At 69.5% G+C, this 13,922-nt stretch carries 13 protein-coding genes and 2 pseudogenes; 6 read left to right on the top strand and 9 right to left on the bottom strand.

Annotated elements, in window-relative coordinates; genetic code table 11:
- Window positions 1-30: 30 nt before the first annotated feature.
- Both AC068B_RS25200 and AC068B_RS25205 read left to right on the top strand, forming a co-directional pair.
- Complete coding sequence (locus AC068B_RS25200) at window positions 31-987, top strand: pirin family protein (protein WP_356260860.1); 957 nt, start codon at window positions 31-33, stop codon at window positions 985-987.
- A gap of 69 nt (window positions 988-1,056) precedes the next feature.
- Complete coding sequence (locus tag AC068B_RS25205; RefSeq protein ID WP_478673907.1) at window positions 1,057-2,199, top strand: AI-2E family transporter; 1,143 nt, start codon at window positions 1,057-1,059, stop codon at window positions 2,197-2,199.
- Here AC068B_RS25205 and AC068B_RS25210 read toward each other — a convergent pair.
- Window positions 2,166-4,346, bottom strand: a pseudogene (locus AC068B_RS25210) (ATP-binding SpoIIE family protein phosphatase); the annotation flags it as partial. The gene AC068B_RS25205 and the pseudogene AC068B_RS25210 overlap by 34 nt on opposite strands.
- A 164-nt stretch (window positions 4,347-4,510) precedes the next feature.
- On the opposite strand from AC068B_RS25210, the gene aspS reads away from it, so the two are divergent.
- Window positions 4,511-6,274: an aspartate--tRNA ligase gene (aspS, locus tag AC068B_RS25215; protein WP_478673908.1), complete on the top strand. Its 1,764-nt coding sequence runs from the start codon at window positions 4,511-4,513 to the stop codon at window positions 6,272-6,274.
- Window positions 6,275-6,478: 204 nt separating this feature from the next.
- Here aspS and AC068B_RS25220 read toward each other — a convergent pair whose 3' ends face one another.
- Entirely contained in the window at window positions 6,479-6,676 is a 198-nt protein-coding gene (locus tag AC068B_RS25220) for a hypothetical protein (RefSeq protein WP_478673909.1), read from the bottom strand.
- A 119-nt stretch (window positions 6,677-6,795) separates the two neighbouring features.
- Window positions 6,796-7,527, bottom strand: coding sequence for a TetR/AcrR family transcriptional regulator (locus AC068B_RS25225; protein ID WP_478673910.1), 732 nt, complete (start codon window positions 7,525-7,527; stop codon window positions 6,796-6,798).
- A gap of 145 nt (window positions 7,528-7,672) precedes the next feature.
- Between AC068B_RS25225 and AC068B_RS25230 the strand changes: the two genes are divergently transcribed.
- Window positions 7,673-9,112, top strand: coding sequence for a serine hydrolase domain-containing protein (locus tag AC068B_RS25230; protein ID WP_478673911.1), 1,440 nt, complete (start codon window positions 7,673-7,675; stop codon window positions 9,110-9,112).
- On the opposite strand, the gene AC068B_RS25235 is transcribed toward AC068B_RS25230, so the two are convergent.
- The gene (locus tag AC068B_RS25235; RefSeq protein WP_478673912.1) at window positions 9,076-10,005 is read right to left on the bottom strand and encodes an NAD(P)-dependent oxidoreductase; all 930 of its coding nucleotides are present in this window, start codon (window positions 10,003-10,005) and stop codon (window positions 9,076-9,078) included. The two genes, AC068B_RS25230 and AC068B_RS25235, sit on opposite strands and share 37 nt — an antisense overlap.
- A 108-nt stretch (window positions 10,006-10,113) precedes the next feature.
- On the opposite strand from AC068B_RS25235, the gene AC068B_RS25240 reads away from it, so the two are divergent.
- Both AC068B_RS25240 and AC068B_RS25245 read left to right on the top strand, forming a co-directional pair.
- Entirely contained in the window at window positions 10,114-10,701 is a 588-nt protein-coding gene (locus tag AC068B_RS25240) for a TetR/AcrR family transcriptional regulator (RefSeq protein WP_478673913.1), read from the top strand.
- Window positions 10,702-10,948: 247 nt separating this feature from the next.
- Window positions 10,949-11,305 carry a hypothetical protein gene (locus AC068B_RS25245; protein ID WP_478673914.1) on the top strand — a complete coding sequence of 119 codons (357 nt, stop codon included), beginning with the start codon at window positions 10,949-10,951 and terminating at the stop codon, window positions 11,303-11,305.
- 78 nt (window positions 11,306-11,383) lie between these two features.
- Here the strand turns inward: AC068B_RS25245 and AC068B_RS25250 are convergent, their stop codons facing one another.
- From AC068B_RS25250 to AC068B_RS25270, 5 genes and pseudogenes are all read right to left on the bottom strand, one after another.
- Entirely contained in the window at window positions 11,384-12,298 is a 915-nt protein-coding gene (locus tag AC068B_RS25250; protein WP_478673915.1) for a hypothetical protein, read from the bottom strand.
- A 90-nt stretch (window positions 12,299-12,388) separates the two neighbouring features.
- Window positions 12,389-12,589 (bottom strand): DUF397 domain-containing protein, encoded by a 201-nt coding sequence (locus AC068B_RS25255; RefSeq protein WP_478674169.1) that lies wholly within the window; start codon window positions 12,587-12,589, stop codon window positions 12,389-12,391.
- Between the two features lie 114 nt (window positions 12,590-12,703).
- Window positions 12,704-12,772 (bottom strand): annotated as a pseudogene (locus AC068B_RS25260) (DUF397 domain-containing protein); the annotation flags it as partial.
- Window positions 12,769-12,963 carry a DUF397 domain-containing protein gene (locus AC068B_RS25265; RefSeq protein WP_478673916.1) on the bottom strand — a complete coding sequence of 65 codons (195 nt, stop codon included), beginning with the start codon at window positions 12,961-12,963 and terminating at the stop codon, window positions 12,769-12,771. The pseudogene AC068B_RS25260 and the gene AC068B_RS25265, both read right to left, overlap by 4 nt.
- Window positions 12,964-12,972: 9 nt before the next feature.
- Entirely contained in the window at window positions 12,973-13,824 is an 852-nt protein-coding gene (locus AC068B_RS25270) for a helix-turn-helix domain-containing protein (protein ID WP_478673917.1), read from the bottom strand.
- Between the last annotated feature and the right edge of the window lie 98 nt (window positions 13,825-13,922).

Here is a 13,922-nt window from a genome sequence, read left to right on the forward strand (position 1 = left end):
ACTAAAGTGAGTGCACAGGAGGTACCGACCATGCCTGCAGTGACTGTCGAGAACCCGCTGACCCTGCCCCGAGTGGTGGCGCAGGCCGATGCGACGCCGCGCCCCGTGCTCGCCGTGACCACGGCGCCGAGCGGATTCGAGGGCGAGGGCTTCCCGGTGCGCCGGGCCTTCGCGGGAATCAACTACAAGCACCTCGACCCGTTCATCATGATGGATCAGATGGGCGAGGTGGAGTACGAGGCGGGCGAGCCGAAGGGCACCCCCTGGCACCCCCACCGTGGCTTCGAGACGGTCACGTACCTGATCGACGGCACCTTCGTCCATCAGGACTCCAACGGTGGCGGCGGCACCATCAGGAACGGCGACACCCAGTGGATGACGGCGGGCAGCGGCCTGCTGCACATCGAGGCGCCGCCGGAGTCCCTCGTCATGTCCGGCGGCCTCTTCCACGGCCTCCAGCTGTGGGTGAACCTGCCCGCCAAGGACAAGATGATGGACCCCCGCTACCAGGACATCCGCGGCGGCCAGGTCCAGCTGCTCTCCACCCCCGACGGCGGCGCGCTGCTCCGCGTCATCGCCGGTGAGCTGGACGGTCACGAGGGCCCCGGCATCACGCACACGCCGATCACGATGATCCACGCGACCGTGCGGCCCGGCGCCGAGGTGACGCTGCCCTGGCGCGAGGACTTCAACGGCCTCGCGTACGTCCTCGCGGGACGCGGCAGCGTCGGCACCGAGCGGCGGCCCGTGCACATGGGGCAGACCGCGGTCTTCGGCGCCGGGTCCTCGTTGACCGTCCGGGCGGACGAGCGGCAGGACGCGCACGCCCCCGACCTGGAGATCGTGCTGCTCGGCGGGCAGCCGATCCGGGAGCCCATGGCGCACTACGGCCCGTTCGTGATGAACAGTCAGGCCGAGCTGCAGCAGGCCTTCGAGGACTTCCAGAAGGGCCTGCTCGGCACGGTCCCCGCCGTGCACGGCATGTAGGCGGTACGGGGTCGGCGGGCAGCCGTACATAACGTGCGGGGAGCCTGACCCCGTGTTCGGGTAGGAGAGGTGAGCACTCTCCTGCCCGAGCCCGCGCGCCGCGTCGCCGCCTGGTGCGTCGTCGCCCTCCTCGTCACCGGCGTGGCCGCCGTGGGGGTCTGGCTCTGCGTCACTTTCAAGACAGCCGTGACCCCGGTCCTCCTCGCGCTCCTCGGCACCGCGCTCCTCGGACCGCTGTACCGGCGCCTGCTCAGGATGAAGGTGCAGCGCTCCCTGGCGGCCGGGCTCACCTGTGCGGCCGTCGTCGCCGTCGTCGGCGGGGCCACGTACATCGTGGTGAATGCGCTGATCGACAGCGGCGACCAGATCATCGCCTCGCTCAAGCAGTCCGCCGAGGACCTGTCGAAGTACTTCGGGGCGGCCGGGACCTCGCTCGACGACATGGCGTCCAACGCCAAGGAACTCTTCGGCAAGTTCGGCGGAACCGCCGCGTCCGGAGTGATCAGCGGCCTCAGCACCGTCGGCGAGATGATGGCGATGGCCGTCCTCGCCCTGCTGCTCGTCTTCTTCTTCCTGCGCGACTCCGAGCGCGCGATGGGCACCCTGCGCCAGCTCGCCCCAGGCGACAGCGCCGACTCCATCGAGGCCATGGCCCGCCGCGCCTTCGAGGCCATCGAGGGCTTCATGCGCGGGACCACGATCATCGCGTTCATCGACGCCCTGTGCATCACCGTCGGCCTGCTGATCCTCGGCGTCCCCGGCGCCTGGGGCCTGGGCGCCCTGGTCTTCGTCGGCGCCTACATCCCCTACCTGGGCGCGTTCCTGTCCGGCGCGGTCGCCATCCTGGTCGCCCTCGCCGACCGTGGCTTCGCCATCGCGCTCTGGGCGCTCGGCGTGGTCCTCGCCGTGCAGGTCCTCGAAGGCCACATCCTCCAGCCGATGATCCAGAGCAGGACCGTGCAGATGCACCCGGCGGTGGTGATGCTGGCGATCACCGGGGGGGCCTCGGTCGCCGGAATCCTCGGCATGCTGCTCGCGGTGCCGCTGACGGCGGCCGCGTTCGGCATCGTCTCGGAGCTGCGGTCGCGTTACGCGGGTACGTCCGGCGAGTCGGGTACATCCGGTACGTCGGGCAGATCCGGCAGGTCGTCCACGTCCACATCCACGACCGCGGCCCCACCGGCCGCCCCGGGCGACCCCGCGTCCTCGTAGAGCTCGAACCAGATGCTCTTGCCGTCGCCGCGCGGATCCACGCCCCACGCCCCGGCGAGCAGCTCCATCAGGACCAGGCCGCGCCCCGACGAGGCGAGCTCGCCCGGGTGGCGCCGGTGCGGCAGGTCGTCGCTGCCGTCGGCGACCTCGGCCCGCAGCCGCCGCGCCCCGGGCTCGCCGGTCACCTCGGCGACCATCAGGGCGTCGCCGTCCGTGTGCACGAGGACGTTCGTGAGCATCTCGGAGACCATCAGGACCGCCGAGTCGACCTGGTCGTCGTCCGCCCAGTCGTGCAGCAGGTCCCGCAGGTGGCTGCGGGCCCCCGCGATGCGCTCCGGCTCGGCCTGGGCGACGGTCAGGACCGTGCGGCGGGCGTCCGCGTGCTGCTCGGAGCGGCCCGTCCTGCTCAGCAGCAGCACCGCTATGTCGTCCTCGCGGCGGTCCGCGAGCGGGCCCGTGGTGTGGTGCGAGGAGGGCCCGTGCACGGCCTGCACGAGCGCGTCGGCGAGCTGCTCCAGGCTGTCGGGCTCGCCCTCGCCCGCGTACTCCTCCAGCGTCGCCCTGATCCGCGCCCAGCCGCTGTCCAGGTCGTGGCCGCCGGTTTCGATGAGGCCGTCGGTGCAGATCAGCATGGTCTCACCGGCCTCCAGGACGAGCCGGGTCGTGGGGTAGTCGGCGTCCGGGTCGATGCCGAGCGGGAGGCCGCCCGCGGTGGGCCTCAGCAGAACCGTTCCGTCGGGCATGCGTATCGCGGGCTCGGGGTGGCCCGCGCGGGCCATCTCCAGGACGCCGGTCGCCGGGTCGGCCTCCACGTACAGGCAGGTCGCGAAGCGCGGGTCGTACTCGATGGCCTCGTCGGGGCCCGTGCCGCTCGACCCGTAGGTGATGGACTCCGTGATCCCGGAGAGGAAGCGGGTGGCGCGGGACAGGACCGCGTCGGGGCGGTGCCCCTCGGAGGCGTACGCGCGCAGGGCGATCCGCAGCTGACCCATCAGGCCCGCGGCCCGCACGTCGTGCCCCTGCACATCGCCGATGACGAAGGCGATGCGGCCGCTGGGCAGCGGAATCATGTCGTACCAGTCGCCGCCGACCTGCAGACCGCCGCCCGTCGGCACATAGCGGGCGGCCACGCTCATCCCGGGGATCTGCGGCCCGAGCATCGGCAGCATCGAGCGCTGCAGGCCCTCCGTCAGCTCCCGCTCGGACTCCGCGACCCCGGCCCGCGAGAGGGCCTGCGCCAGCATCCGCGCCACCGTCGTCAGGACCGAGCGCTCGTCGGGCGTGAACGAGACCGGATACGTGAAGGCGGCCATCCACGTGCCCATCGTGCGCCCCGCGACCGTCAGCGGCAGGAACGCCCACGACTGCCGCTCGAAGCGGCTGGCCAGCGGCCAGGAGGCGGGATAGCGCCTGCGGTAGTCCTCCGGCGTGGACAGATAGACGGCCCGGCCGGTGCGCACCACCTCCGCGGCCGGATAGTCGGTGTCCAGGGGCATCGCGGAGAAGGGGCCGTCGTCGCCGGGCTGGTGGCCGTGGTGCCCGATGATCGTCAGCCGCTCGCCCTCCACCCCGAAGACCGCGAGGCCGTCCGGCGAGAACCCCGGCATGGAGAGCCCCCCGGCGACCCTGAGGACCTCCTCCGTGGACCGCGCCTCGGCGAGCGCCCGCCCGGCGTCCAGCAGGAACGCCTCGCGGGAGCGGCGCCAGTCGCCCGTGACCGGGGTGCGGGCGGCGGACCCGGGCGTGGGGTCCGTGACCTCTTGCAGGGTGCCGATCAGCTCGTACGCCTCGGTCGTCCCGTGCAGCACGGGCTTGGAACGGCTGCGCACGATCCGCAGGACCCGCCGCCCCGTCTCGTCCATGATCCGCAGCCGGGCCTCGGCGAGGGTGCCCTCGGCGACGGCGAGCTGGACGGTTCCGTAGATCTCGTTCCAGTCGACCGGGTGAAAACGGGAGCGCACGCCGGCCTCGGTGAGGGTCTGGGCGCGGGCGGGCAGACCGAGGAGCCGGGCCGCCTCCGCGTCGAGCGTGACGGTCCCGGACGTGTTGTCCCAGCGCCACAGCCCGGTCGCGATGGCGGCCAGGACGTCCCGTACGGGAGGCAGGGAGTCGTCCCCCGCCTGTAGCAGGGGATCGTCGGTGCGCATTGACCCACTTTAGGAAGATGTACAGGCGAGCCGCCACCGAGCCCCGTCGTTCCGGGCCCTCCGGCGGGTGGCTCCCAGGAATATCCGGAAACCGATCTTCGGCCGGACGGTAGCCTTGTGGAGGTCTGCTCTCTCCCCTATTCGCGAAGACTGGATGAACGACGATGCATCGGTACAGGTCCCACACCTGCGGCGAGCTCCGCGCCTCTGACGTCGGCACCGACGTCCGGCTGAGCGGCTGGCTGCACAATCGCCGAGACCTGGGCGGCATTCTGTTCATCGATCTCCGCGATCACTACGGCATCACGCAGCTGGTGGCCCGCCCGGGCACCAAGGCCGCCGAGGTCCTGGACAAGCTGTCCAAGGAGACGGTCGTCCGCGTCGACGGCAAGGTCGTCTCGCGCGGCACGGACAACGTGAACCCGGAGCTGCCGACCGGCGAGGTCGAGATCGAGGCGAGCGAGGTCGAGGTGCTCGGCGCCGCGGGCCCCCTCCCCTTCACGATCAACGCCGAGGACGGCGTGAACGAGGAGCGCCGCCTGGAGTACCGCTTCCTGGACCTGCGCCGCGAGCGCATGCACCGCAACATCATGCTGCGGTCCTCGGTCATCGCCTCGATCCGTTCGAAGATGGTGGCCCTCGGCTTCAACGAGATGGCGACGCCGATCCTCACCGCGACCTCTCCCGAGGGCGCCCGCGACTTCGTCGTCCCGTCCCGGCTGAACCCCGGCAAGTTCTACGCGCTCCCGCAGGCGCCGCAGCAGTTCAAGCAGCTGCTGATGATCTCGGGCTTCGACCGCTACTTCCAGATCGCGCCGTGCTTCCGCGACGAGGACGCCCGCGCGGACCGCTCGCCCGGCGAGTTCTACCAGCTCGACGTCGAGATGAGCTTCGTGGAGCAGGAAGACGTCTTCCAGCCCATCGAGAAGCTCATGACCGAGCTCTTCACGGAGTTCGGCGGCGGCCGCGAGGTCACCTCGCCGTTCCCGCGCATCCCGTTCCGCGAGTCGATGCTGAAGTACGGCAACGACAAGCCCGACCTGCGCGCCAAGCTCGAACTGACCGACATCACGGACATCTTCGAGGGCTCCGAGTTCAAGGCGTTCGCGGGCAAGCACGTGCGCGCCCTGCCGGTGCCCGACACGGCGTCGCAGTCCCGCAAGTTCTTCGACGGCCTCGGTGACTACGCGGTCGAGCAGGGCGCGAAGGGCCTGGCCTGGGTGCGTGTCGCCGAGGACGGTTCGCTGACGGGCCCGATCGCCAAGTTCCTGACCGAGGCGAACGTCGAGGAGCTCACCAAGCGCCTCGGCCTCGAAGCCGGGCACGCCGTCTTCTTCGGCGCGGGCGAGTTCGACGAGGTCTCCAAGATCATGTCGGCCGTGCGCGTCGAGGCCGCCAAGCGCGCCGGGCACTTCGAAGAGGGCGTCTTCCGCTTCTGCTGGATCGTCGACTTCCCGATGTACGAGAAGGACGAGGACACCGGGAAGATCGACTTCTCCCACAACCCCTTCTCGATGCCCCAGGGCGGCATGAAGGACCTGGAGGAGAAGGACCCGCTGGACATCCTGGCCTGGCAGTACGACATCGTCTGCAACGGCATCGAGCTCTCCTCCGGCGCGATCCGCAACCACGAGCCCGACGTCATGCTGAAGGCCTTCGAGATCGCGGGTTACGACGCGGAGACCGTCGAGCACGAGTTCAAGGGCATGCTGAAGGCCTTCCGCCTCGGCGCCCCGCCGCACGGTGGCATCGCCCCGGGCGTCGACCGCATCGTGATGCTCCTCGCCGACGAGCCGAACATCCGCGAGACGATCTCCTTCCCGCTCAACGGCAACGCGCAGGACCTGATGATGGGCGCGCCGACCGAGCTGGACGAGTCGCGTCTGCGCGAGCTGAACATCTCGCTGCGCAAGCCCGCGGCGCAGTAGTCGCCGCCACGGCCTGAGAAGGGCCCCGGAACCGTACGGTTCCGGGGCCCTTCTTCCGTTCCGGGGCAACCCGTTCGGCGCGCCACCGCGTTCCAGGGGTGTGGGAGACCGAACGGAACGAAGGCGGGGGAGCGATGCGGGGCGACTTCGAGGAGTTCGCCGCCGCCGCGGGACCCCGGCTGCTGCGCGTGCGCGGCTGTGGCGTCAGGCGGCGTGGGTGGGAGAGGCGTGGGTGGGGGAGGCGTGCGAGGCATCGGCCTCGGCCCACTCGGTGACGAGCTTCTCGTACACGAGCCGCTCGTCCGGGCGGAGGCGGCCGCCTGCGCGCAGCCACAGCGCACGGATTTCCTCGTTGACCTCGTCGGCGGTGCGGCGCCGTTCGGAGGAGGGAGTCGTGGCCATGTCGTGAAGCTTACGTACGCAGGTGTGAAGGCGCCGTCAATTTAGGCTGCCTCTGCGCATGACTTAGCTCACCGTGATGCGTATCTCCCGTTTCAGTGGGCAGCCGGACCGAGCGGAACTCAAGGTGCCGTCGAGCCGAGCCGCGCCTGCAGCCCGTCGAGCACGCGCTGGAGTCCGTAGTCGAAGGTCTCCTCGCGCACCTTCTCGGGGTCCTTGGGGTCCTCGGGGTCCTCGGAGTCCTCAGGGGTCTCGGCGCCCGTGTCCCCCGCGCCGCCGCCCCGCAGGCTCTCCGCGAACTCCCGCTCCGTCCTGCCGCTCCGGGCGATCAGGGAGAGATACGCGGCCTCGCTCGTCGCCATCCCGATCACATAGGAGATGACGGTGCTGAGGGCCAGTTCGGTTTCGTTCTCGGGGAATCCTGCCGTCCGGTACACCGCGGCCATCCGCTCCGACATCTTCGCCACGTTCGGGCCGAGGTGGACGAGGCCGACCTGGCCGAGCACGGAGGCGACCCAGGGGTGGCGCAGGATCATCGCCCGCAGGCTGTAGGCGCTGCGGGCGGCAGCGTCCCGCCACTCCTCGGGACCGGCCGCGGTGGGCACCGCAAGCTCTCCATAGACCTCGTCGACGACCAGCTCGATCAGCTCGTCCTTGTTGGCGACGTGCCGGTAGAGCGAGGTGGCGCCCGCGTCGAGCCGGGTGCCGAGCTTGCGCATGCTGAGTGCCTCGATCCCGTCCGCGTCCAGCAGCAGCACGGCCTCGGCGACGATCTGCTCCCGGCTCAGCTGCTCGCGGCGGCGGCGCGGACGGGTCCAGACCGAGGCGATCTCGGGCTTCTGCTCGGCGGGCATGGGGGCCTCCTGGTGGGATGCGGGCGGTCGCGACCACCGTAGCGCACGCCGTACGCATCTTGCGTACGGTGGTCTCTGCCCGTACTGTGCGTACGGTGTTCGCAAGACGAGCACGACGTACGCATCGATGATCGTGGAGGACGCCATGTCGGAGACCCCGGAGACCCCGGAGACCCCGGAGACCTCGCAGACCCCGGAGACCCCGGAGATCAAGTTCGAACTCGCCCGCTGGCAGGCCCGGTTCGACGAGCTGCGCGCCGCCCACCACGTGCCGGGCGCCGCGCTCGCCGTCCTCGTCGACGGGGAGATCCACGAGCTGGCGAGCGGCGTGCTGCACCGCGGGACCGGCGTGGCGGTGACCACGGACTCGGTGTTCCAGTCCGGCTCGATCGCCAAGGTCTACACGGCGACGCTGATCATGCGCCTGGCCGACGCGGGCGAACTGGACCTGGACGCTCCGGTGAAGGGGATACTCCCGGAGTTCGAGGCCGCCGACCCGGAGGCGACGCACTCCATCACCACCCGCCAACTCCTCTCCCACACGAGCGGGTTGACCTGCGACTTCACCTACGACGCGGGGCGCGGCGACGACTGCCTCGCCCGGTACGTCGAGGCGGCCAGGGGCGTGGCCATGGACTGCCGCCCCGACACCGCCGTCTCCTACAGCAGCCTCGGCTACAACGTCCTCGGCCGGATCATCGAGGTGCTGACCGGACAGACCTGGGACCAGGCCCTCAAGGACCGCCTCTTCACCCCCCTCGGTCTGGAGCGCTCCATGACGCTGCCCGAGGAGGCGCTGTCGTACCGCGTCGCGATGAGCCACCTCGGGGAGCCGGGCCAGTACCCGGACCCGGCCCCCGCCTGGGACCTGATGCCGCGCTCGGCGGGCCCCTACGGCAGGGTCCTGGTCTCCGCGGGCGACGTGGCCCGCCTGGCCCGCCTGCACCTCGACGGCGGCACGGCCCCCGACGGGACGCGGCTGCTGACCGCGGGAACCGTCGATGAGATGCAGCGCCGCGTGGCCGACGTGCCCGACAAGTGGACGGTCAGCGCGGACGGCTGGGGCCTCGGCTGGACCCTCTACAACTGGGACGGCATCGCGGGCTACGGCCACGACGGCGCGGCGATCGGCCAGTACGGCTATCTGCGCGTGATCCCCGAGGCGGGCGTGGCGGTCGTGCTCCTCACCAACGGCGGCGGCGCCCGCGAGCTCTACGCCGCCCTCTTCCGCGAACTGCTCGGCGAGCTGGCGGGCGTGCGGATGCCGGACGCCTTCGAGCCGCCCGTGCAGGCGCCGGAGGTGGACTTCTCGCGGTACGTGGGCACGTACAAGCGCGCGGGCGTCGTCATCACCGTCTCCGAGCGCGACGGCGCGCCCCACCTGGTCTACGAGTTCGTGGACGGGATGAAGGACTTCTCGCCGCCGCTGGACGTTGACCTGTACGCCGTGACGGAGACGGCCTTCGCGGGCACCGGCGCGGGTCCGTCCTTCAGCGAGGGCTACATGCCGGTGGTGTTCTCGACGTTGAGCGACGGCACGGAGTGCTGCTACATCGGGATGCGGGTGGCCCCCAAGGTGGTGTGACCGCGCATCAGCTCGACGGCCCGCGAGAAGCTGTCCGCCCCGTGCCCGGCTTCCACGACGCGTCGGAAGATGTCGTGCACGGCCGCCGGGAACGCCGTGTCGACGCCCGCGTCGGAGGCGGTGTGGACGACGTGCTCCATGCTGGCCAGGCCCATGGCGGTGCGGTCGACGTCACCGGTGTGGTTGCCCGCGTCGATGCGGGCCGCGTAGAAGTCGACGAAGTGGCCCATGCCCGCGAAGTTCTCCGTGACGTACGGCGCGATCTCCCGGGCGGTGAGGCCGTGCGCGCCCGCGATGGCGGTGGCCTGCCAGAAGGCGATCATCGCGGGCCAGAAGACCGCCATGTTCAGCTGGTACATCAGCGCGGCGAGCCCCTGGTCCTCGCCCCGGTAGTCGGACCTGCCGGTGATGACTTCGAGGGCGGCGCGGTGCCGGTCGTACGCCTCGCGCGGCCCGCTGTAGAAGGTCGAGGTGTCCGGGGTGCCGATGAGCGGCGGCGGGTAGAGGACGCCGCCGGTCAGATGCGTCCCGCCGAGCCCGGTCACCCAACGGGCCCCCGCCCGCGCCTTCTCCGGGGTGTCCGAGCTGAGGTTCACGAGGGTGCGGCCCGCGATGGCTCCCTCGGCGGCTCCCGCGGCGGCTCCATCGGCGGACCCCAGGATCGCGTACATCGCGTCGAAGTCGGTGAGGCTGAGGATCACCAACTCGTTCGCAAGCAGGGCACCTTCCACACTCTCGGCGAGTATCGCCCCGCGCTCCACGAGGGCGTCGGCGCGGGACGGGGTGCGGTTCCAGAGGGTGACGCGGTAGCCGCGGTCGAGGTAGGCGGCGGCCATGGCCTGCCCCATGGGGCCGAGGCCGATCACGGTGACGGACTGTGCGGTGGAAGGCATGCGTGACTCCAGACGGTGACTAGAACGATCGCTCTATCCAGTGCGTGGAAGGAACGTAGCACGCCTCTAGAACGAACGCTCTACTTAGTGGTGGGTAGAGTGGGGGACATGGCCCAGCAGAGCTCAGCCCTCAGCACCCGCGACCGGATCGTCGTCGTCGCCGCACGCCTCATCCAGCGGCAGGGCTATGTGGGTACGGGCATCAAGCAGATCGCCAAGGAGGCGGAGGCCACGCTCGGCTCCGTCTACCACTTCTTTCCCGGCGGGAAGGAGGCCGTCGCCGTCGCCGCGATCAAGCACAGCGACGAGGAGTTCGCGGCGGTGCTGAGGGACGCGCTGGCGCGGGAGGCGGACCCGGGGGCGGCGGTGGAGGGCTGCGCGGTCCAACTCGCCGTCCTGCTGCGGGAGTCGGGGTGGACCGACGGCTGCCCGGTGACGGCGGCTGCCTTGGAGACGCTGGGGACGGAGTCGGAGATCCAGCAGGTGTGCGCGGACGCGCTGCGCGGCTGGGAGCGGATCGTGGAGGAGCGGCTCCTCGACGCCGGGTTCGCCGCGGACGACGCCCGCGAGGTGTCCACGACGGTGATCAGCGCGCTGGAGGGCGCCGAAGTAACGTCCCAGGTCAGCCGGAGCGAGGAGCCCTTGCGGGCGGCGGGACGGCAGTTGGGGCGGCTTGTGGGGTCGTACGGGCGCTAAGTCGTTGGCTCGGCGTTCGGCAGTGCTGCCGCTCACGTGGTCTTCCACTCCGGCGGGATCGCTCAACGGCGGGTCCGGCAGGAGCCTTTGGGAGGTCGGCGCCGCGTCTCCTTCCACGTCTCCTTCCGTGTTTCTTTCCGTGTCCCTTTCCGTTCGCGTACGCGATCATGATGACCTAGGCTGTGCGGCGTACCGCGGGGTGTGCAGAAGCCCCGCAGCTAGTGAACGGGGTTATGCAGTGCGGAAGTTGGCTTCTCTGCTGGGTGTCGTGGCGATGACGGGGGCCGCGTTTGCGGCCGGAACGGCGACGGCCAGTGCGGTCACGCCGGATGCCGCTCCCACGAGCGTGGCGAGCAAGGCGTGCGGCAAGGGGAACCCGATCAAGGCGAAGGAGAGCGTCAAGATCCGCAAGACGCGGAAGCTCAACTCGACGGCCGTGGGGCTGTACCCGAAGGGCGCCAAGGCCAAGTGGGCCGCGTGCGAGGTGAAGTACGGGCAGACCTACTCGATGTGCGGCTGGCACAACGACAACCGGTGGTCGTACATCAACTACCGGGGGACCAAGGGCTGGATTCCCACCGCCTGTGAGAACTTCATCGTCTGAGCTGACGCACGCATGAGGGGCCCGGAACCGCCGTCACGGTTCCGGGCCCCTCACATGCGCGTTGCGTCGCCGTAAGCGTTACGCCTCGCCGTGCTCCGGCGCGTCGGTGAAGAGCTCGTCGGCGTGGGTGACCGTGAGGGCACGGGTGAGCCAGTGGTCGAGGGTGTGCAGGTCGGTGCAGGCGCTGATCCGGAAGCGGGCGTTTTTCGGGATCGGGACCTGGCGCTGCTCCAGGAAGATCAGAAGGGCCTCGGCCTTTCCCTTGGCCTTTCCCTTGGCTTCGCCTTCGAGGTACTTCTCCTCGGCGAGCGTTCCCTGTCCGGGGTAGTAGATGTCCGCAGCCATTTTGATCAAGTCCCTCCATGCAGTCCTGGCCGGGATTTCTCCCAGACCCGCGTCAACCAGTTGCCAGTAGTGGTCGAACGTCTCCCTGTCCCCGGTCGCCCCCAGGGCGGTGACCAGTGTCTCCAGTATGGCCTTGCCGCCGGGACTGCGCCCGTGTGTCACGGCGGAGAAGGCGGCAAAGGCCAAGTCCTGCGCGGCCTCCTCGGGGTCGGTGATCATCGGCACGTTGTCGGGGCCGACGACCATGGGGTGCACGCTGAGGGCGGTCCAGTCGCTCAGGCCCATCCGAAAGGGGCCCTTGGCCCAGTCGGATGTGGTCTTGTCCTGGCACACGACGAGTAGCAGCGCCGGGATGCTGTACTTCGAGTGCAGGTAGGACAGGTAGTACCCCCAGCTCGCGGCCTTGTCCGGATCCCGGCGTCGCTGGGCCTCGATGGCCAGGAGGAATCCGTCACCATCTGGCTCATTGATACGGAGCAGGGTGTCGATCCGGCGTTCAAGAGGACGGGTCTCGGTGACGTCCGGTGTGATCACCTCGACGGACGGTCTCTCGGGAAGTGGTACGCCCAGGATGCGGAATACCGGTCTCAGTAGCTCCGGTTGCTCCTGGAAGATCCGGTGCGAGGCCTCGTGTTGTGATGTGACCATGCGTGGAACCTAGGTGGATCAAGGCCCGGGTGTCCCGGTCGGCAGGGTGCGATCACCCTTTCGAGTACGGAGGAAACGTTCCCCTCCACGCTACGGCTGTTGGCCGAGCGGCTTCCCGGCCCGGAGGGCGCGCAGGAGTCCCGCGAAGGTTTCCGGGTCGGTGATCAGTTCCGTGGCGGGGTCTTCGCTCTCGCGGAGGTGGATCTGTGGGCCGGTGGTGGCTAGTTCCACGCAGGTGTTGCCGTCACCGCCGTCGGAGAACGTGGACTTCTGCCAGGTGGGGGCGCTCATTGCTCGCTCGCCTTGATGGCGTGCAAGAGGCTGGCCAAGGCCGCCCGGCTGGTGAGCAGCTCGGTGGTGGGGGTCTTCGCTCTCGCGGAGGTGGATCTGTGGGCCGGTGGCGGCTAGTTCCACGCAGGCGTTGCCGTCGCCGCTGCCGGAGAAGGAGGACTTCTGCCAGGTGGCGGAGCTCATTGGGCGTTCGCTTTGAGGGTGCGGAGGAGGTGGGAGAGGGCTTTGGGGGTGGTGCGGAGTTCCTCGGTGGGGGTGTCGCTTTCGCGGAGGTGGATGTGGGTTCCGGTTCCGGTACTGGCCAGTTCCACGCAGTCGTTGCCGACACCACCGCCGGAGAAGGAGGACTTCTGCCAGTTGACGGGGGTGGTCATGACGTCACCTCATAGTTCCTTGGACATCCGGTGAATGAAGTCACGCGACTCCGTTGGGTCGAGTGACACTGCCTCCACCTTACGGAAGAGCGTTCGAAAGTGGTCCAGTTGGGCCGGGGCGTCGATGAAGGCGGTTCCGTGCGGGGCGTCACGTACGACAGTGTCCAGGCGCGGTACCGGCCCGCCGACGTACACCATCGTGCTGCCAGCACCCGCGAAGCTGTTCAAGCTGAACGGGATGACCCGTACGGTCACGTGTTCTGCCTCGGACAGCGCGAGTACGCGGGCGAGTTGCTTCACCGACGCGTTTCGGTCGCCCACCTTGATGCGTAGCGCTGCCTCATGGATTACGGCCTCGTATGCGATGGGGTTCGGCCTCTCGATGACTACTCGGCGCCTCATGCGATGGCTGACCATCAGCTGATGTTCCGTTTCGGGGAGTTCCGGTGCCATGTACGAGAACAGCTCGCGAGCATAGGGCTCGGTCTGAAGGAGCCCCGGAATGTGGATGACCGCTACGTCGCGTCGGAACGTCGCGTGGTGATCGAGTTCGGATAGATCCAGGAACGGCGAAGGCAATACGCCTCGGTACTCCTCCCACCACCCGCGTGTGCGATCGGTGGCGAGAGTCGCCAACGCGTTGATCAGTCCGTCGTCCCCACAGGCGCAATGTGCCGCCAGCCTGCGCAGCCGGTCCTCGCTGATACCGGAGCTGCCTGACTCGATCTGGCTCATGTGGGCCGAACTGGAACCGATCAGCCCCGCGACTTCCTTGGCCGACATGCCTGCGGCTTCGCGTAGTCGACGCAACTCCGTGCCCAGACGTACCTGGCGGGCGGTGGGCTCGTTCCGCATCGTCATCGGCCTGATCTCCTCAACGACCTTGGTGCCAGGTGTGGTTGTGCCACCCCTTTCGGGTGTCAGATTACGCGACCGCCTTGCAGGGGTAGTAATTTCTA

It is taken from the genome of Streptomyces sp. NPDC042371, assembly GCF_056437465.1.

Excerpts from the sequence above, each read along its gene's own strand:
- AC068B_RS25200 (WP_356260860.1), top strand. The coding sequence starts at position 31 with ATGCCTGCAGTGACTGTCGAGAACCCGCTGACCCTGCCCCGAGTGGTG.
- aspS (WP_478673908.1), top strand. The coding sequence starts at position 4,511 with ATGCATCGGTACAGGTCCCACACCTGCGGCGAGCTCCGCGCCTCTGAC.
- AC068B_RS25220 (WP_478673909.1), bottom strand. The coding sequence starts at position 6,676 with ATGGCCACGACTCCCTCCTCCGAACGGCGCCGCACCGCCGACGAGGTC.
- AC068B_RS25225 (WP_478673910.1), bottom strand. The coding sequence starts at position 7,527 with ATGCCCGCCGAGCAGAAGCCCGAGATCGCCTCGGTCTGGACCCGTCCG.
- AC068B_RS25230 (WP_478673911.1), top strand. The coding sequence starts at position 7,673 with ATGTCGGAGACCCCGGAGACCCCGGAGACCCCGGAGACCTCGCAGACC.
- AC068B_RS25235 (WP_478673912.1), bottom strand. The coding sequence starts at position 10,005 with ATGCCTTCCACCGCACAGTCCGTCACCGTGATCGGCCTCGGCCCCATG.
- AC068B_RS25240 (WP_478673913.1), top strand. The coding sequence starts at position 10,114 with ATGGCCCAGCAGAGCTCAGCCCTCAGCACCCGCGACCGGATCGTCGTC.
- AC068B_RS25250 (WP_478673915.1), bottom strand. The coding sequence starts at position 12,298 with ATGGTCACATCACAACACGAGGCCTCGCACCGGATCTTCCAGGAGCAA.
- AC068B_RS25255 (WP_478674169.1), bottom strand. The coding sequence starts at position 12,589 with ATGAGCGCCCCCACCTGGCAGAAGTCCACGTTCTCCGACGGCGGTGAC.
- AC068B_RS25265 (WP_478673916.1), bottom strand. The coding sequence starts at position 12,963 with ATGACCACCCCCGTCAACTGGCAGAAGTCCTCCTTCTCCGGCGGTGGT.
- AC068B_RS25270 (WP_478673917.1), bottom strand. The coding sequence starts at position 13,824 with ATGACGATGCGGAACGAGCCCACCGCCCGCCAGGTACGTCTGGGCACG.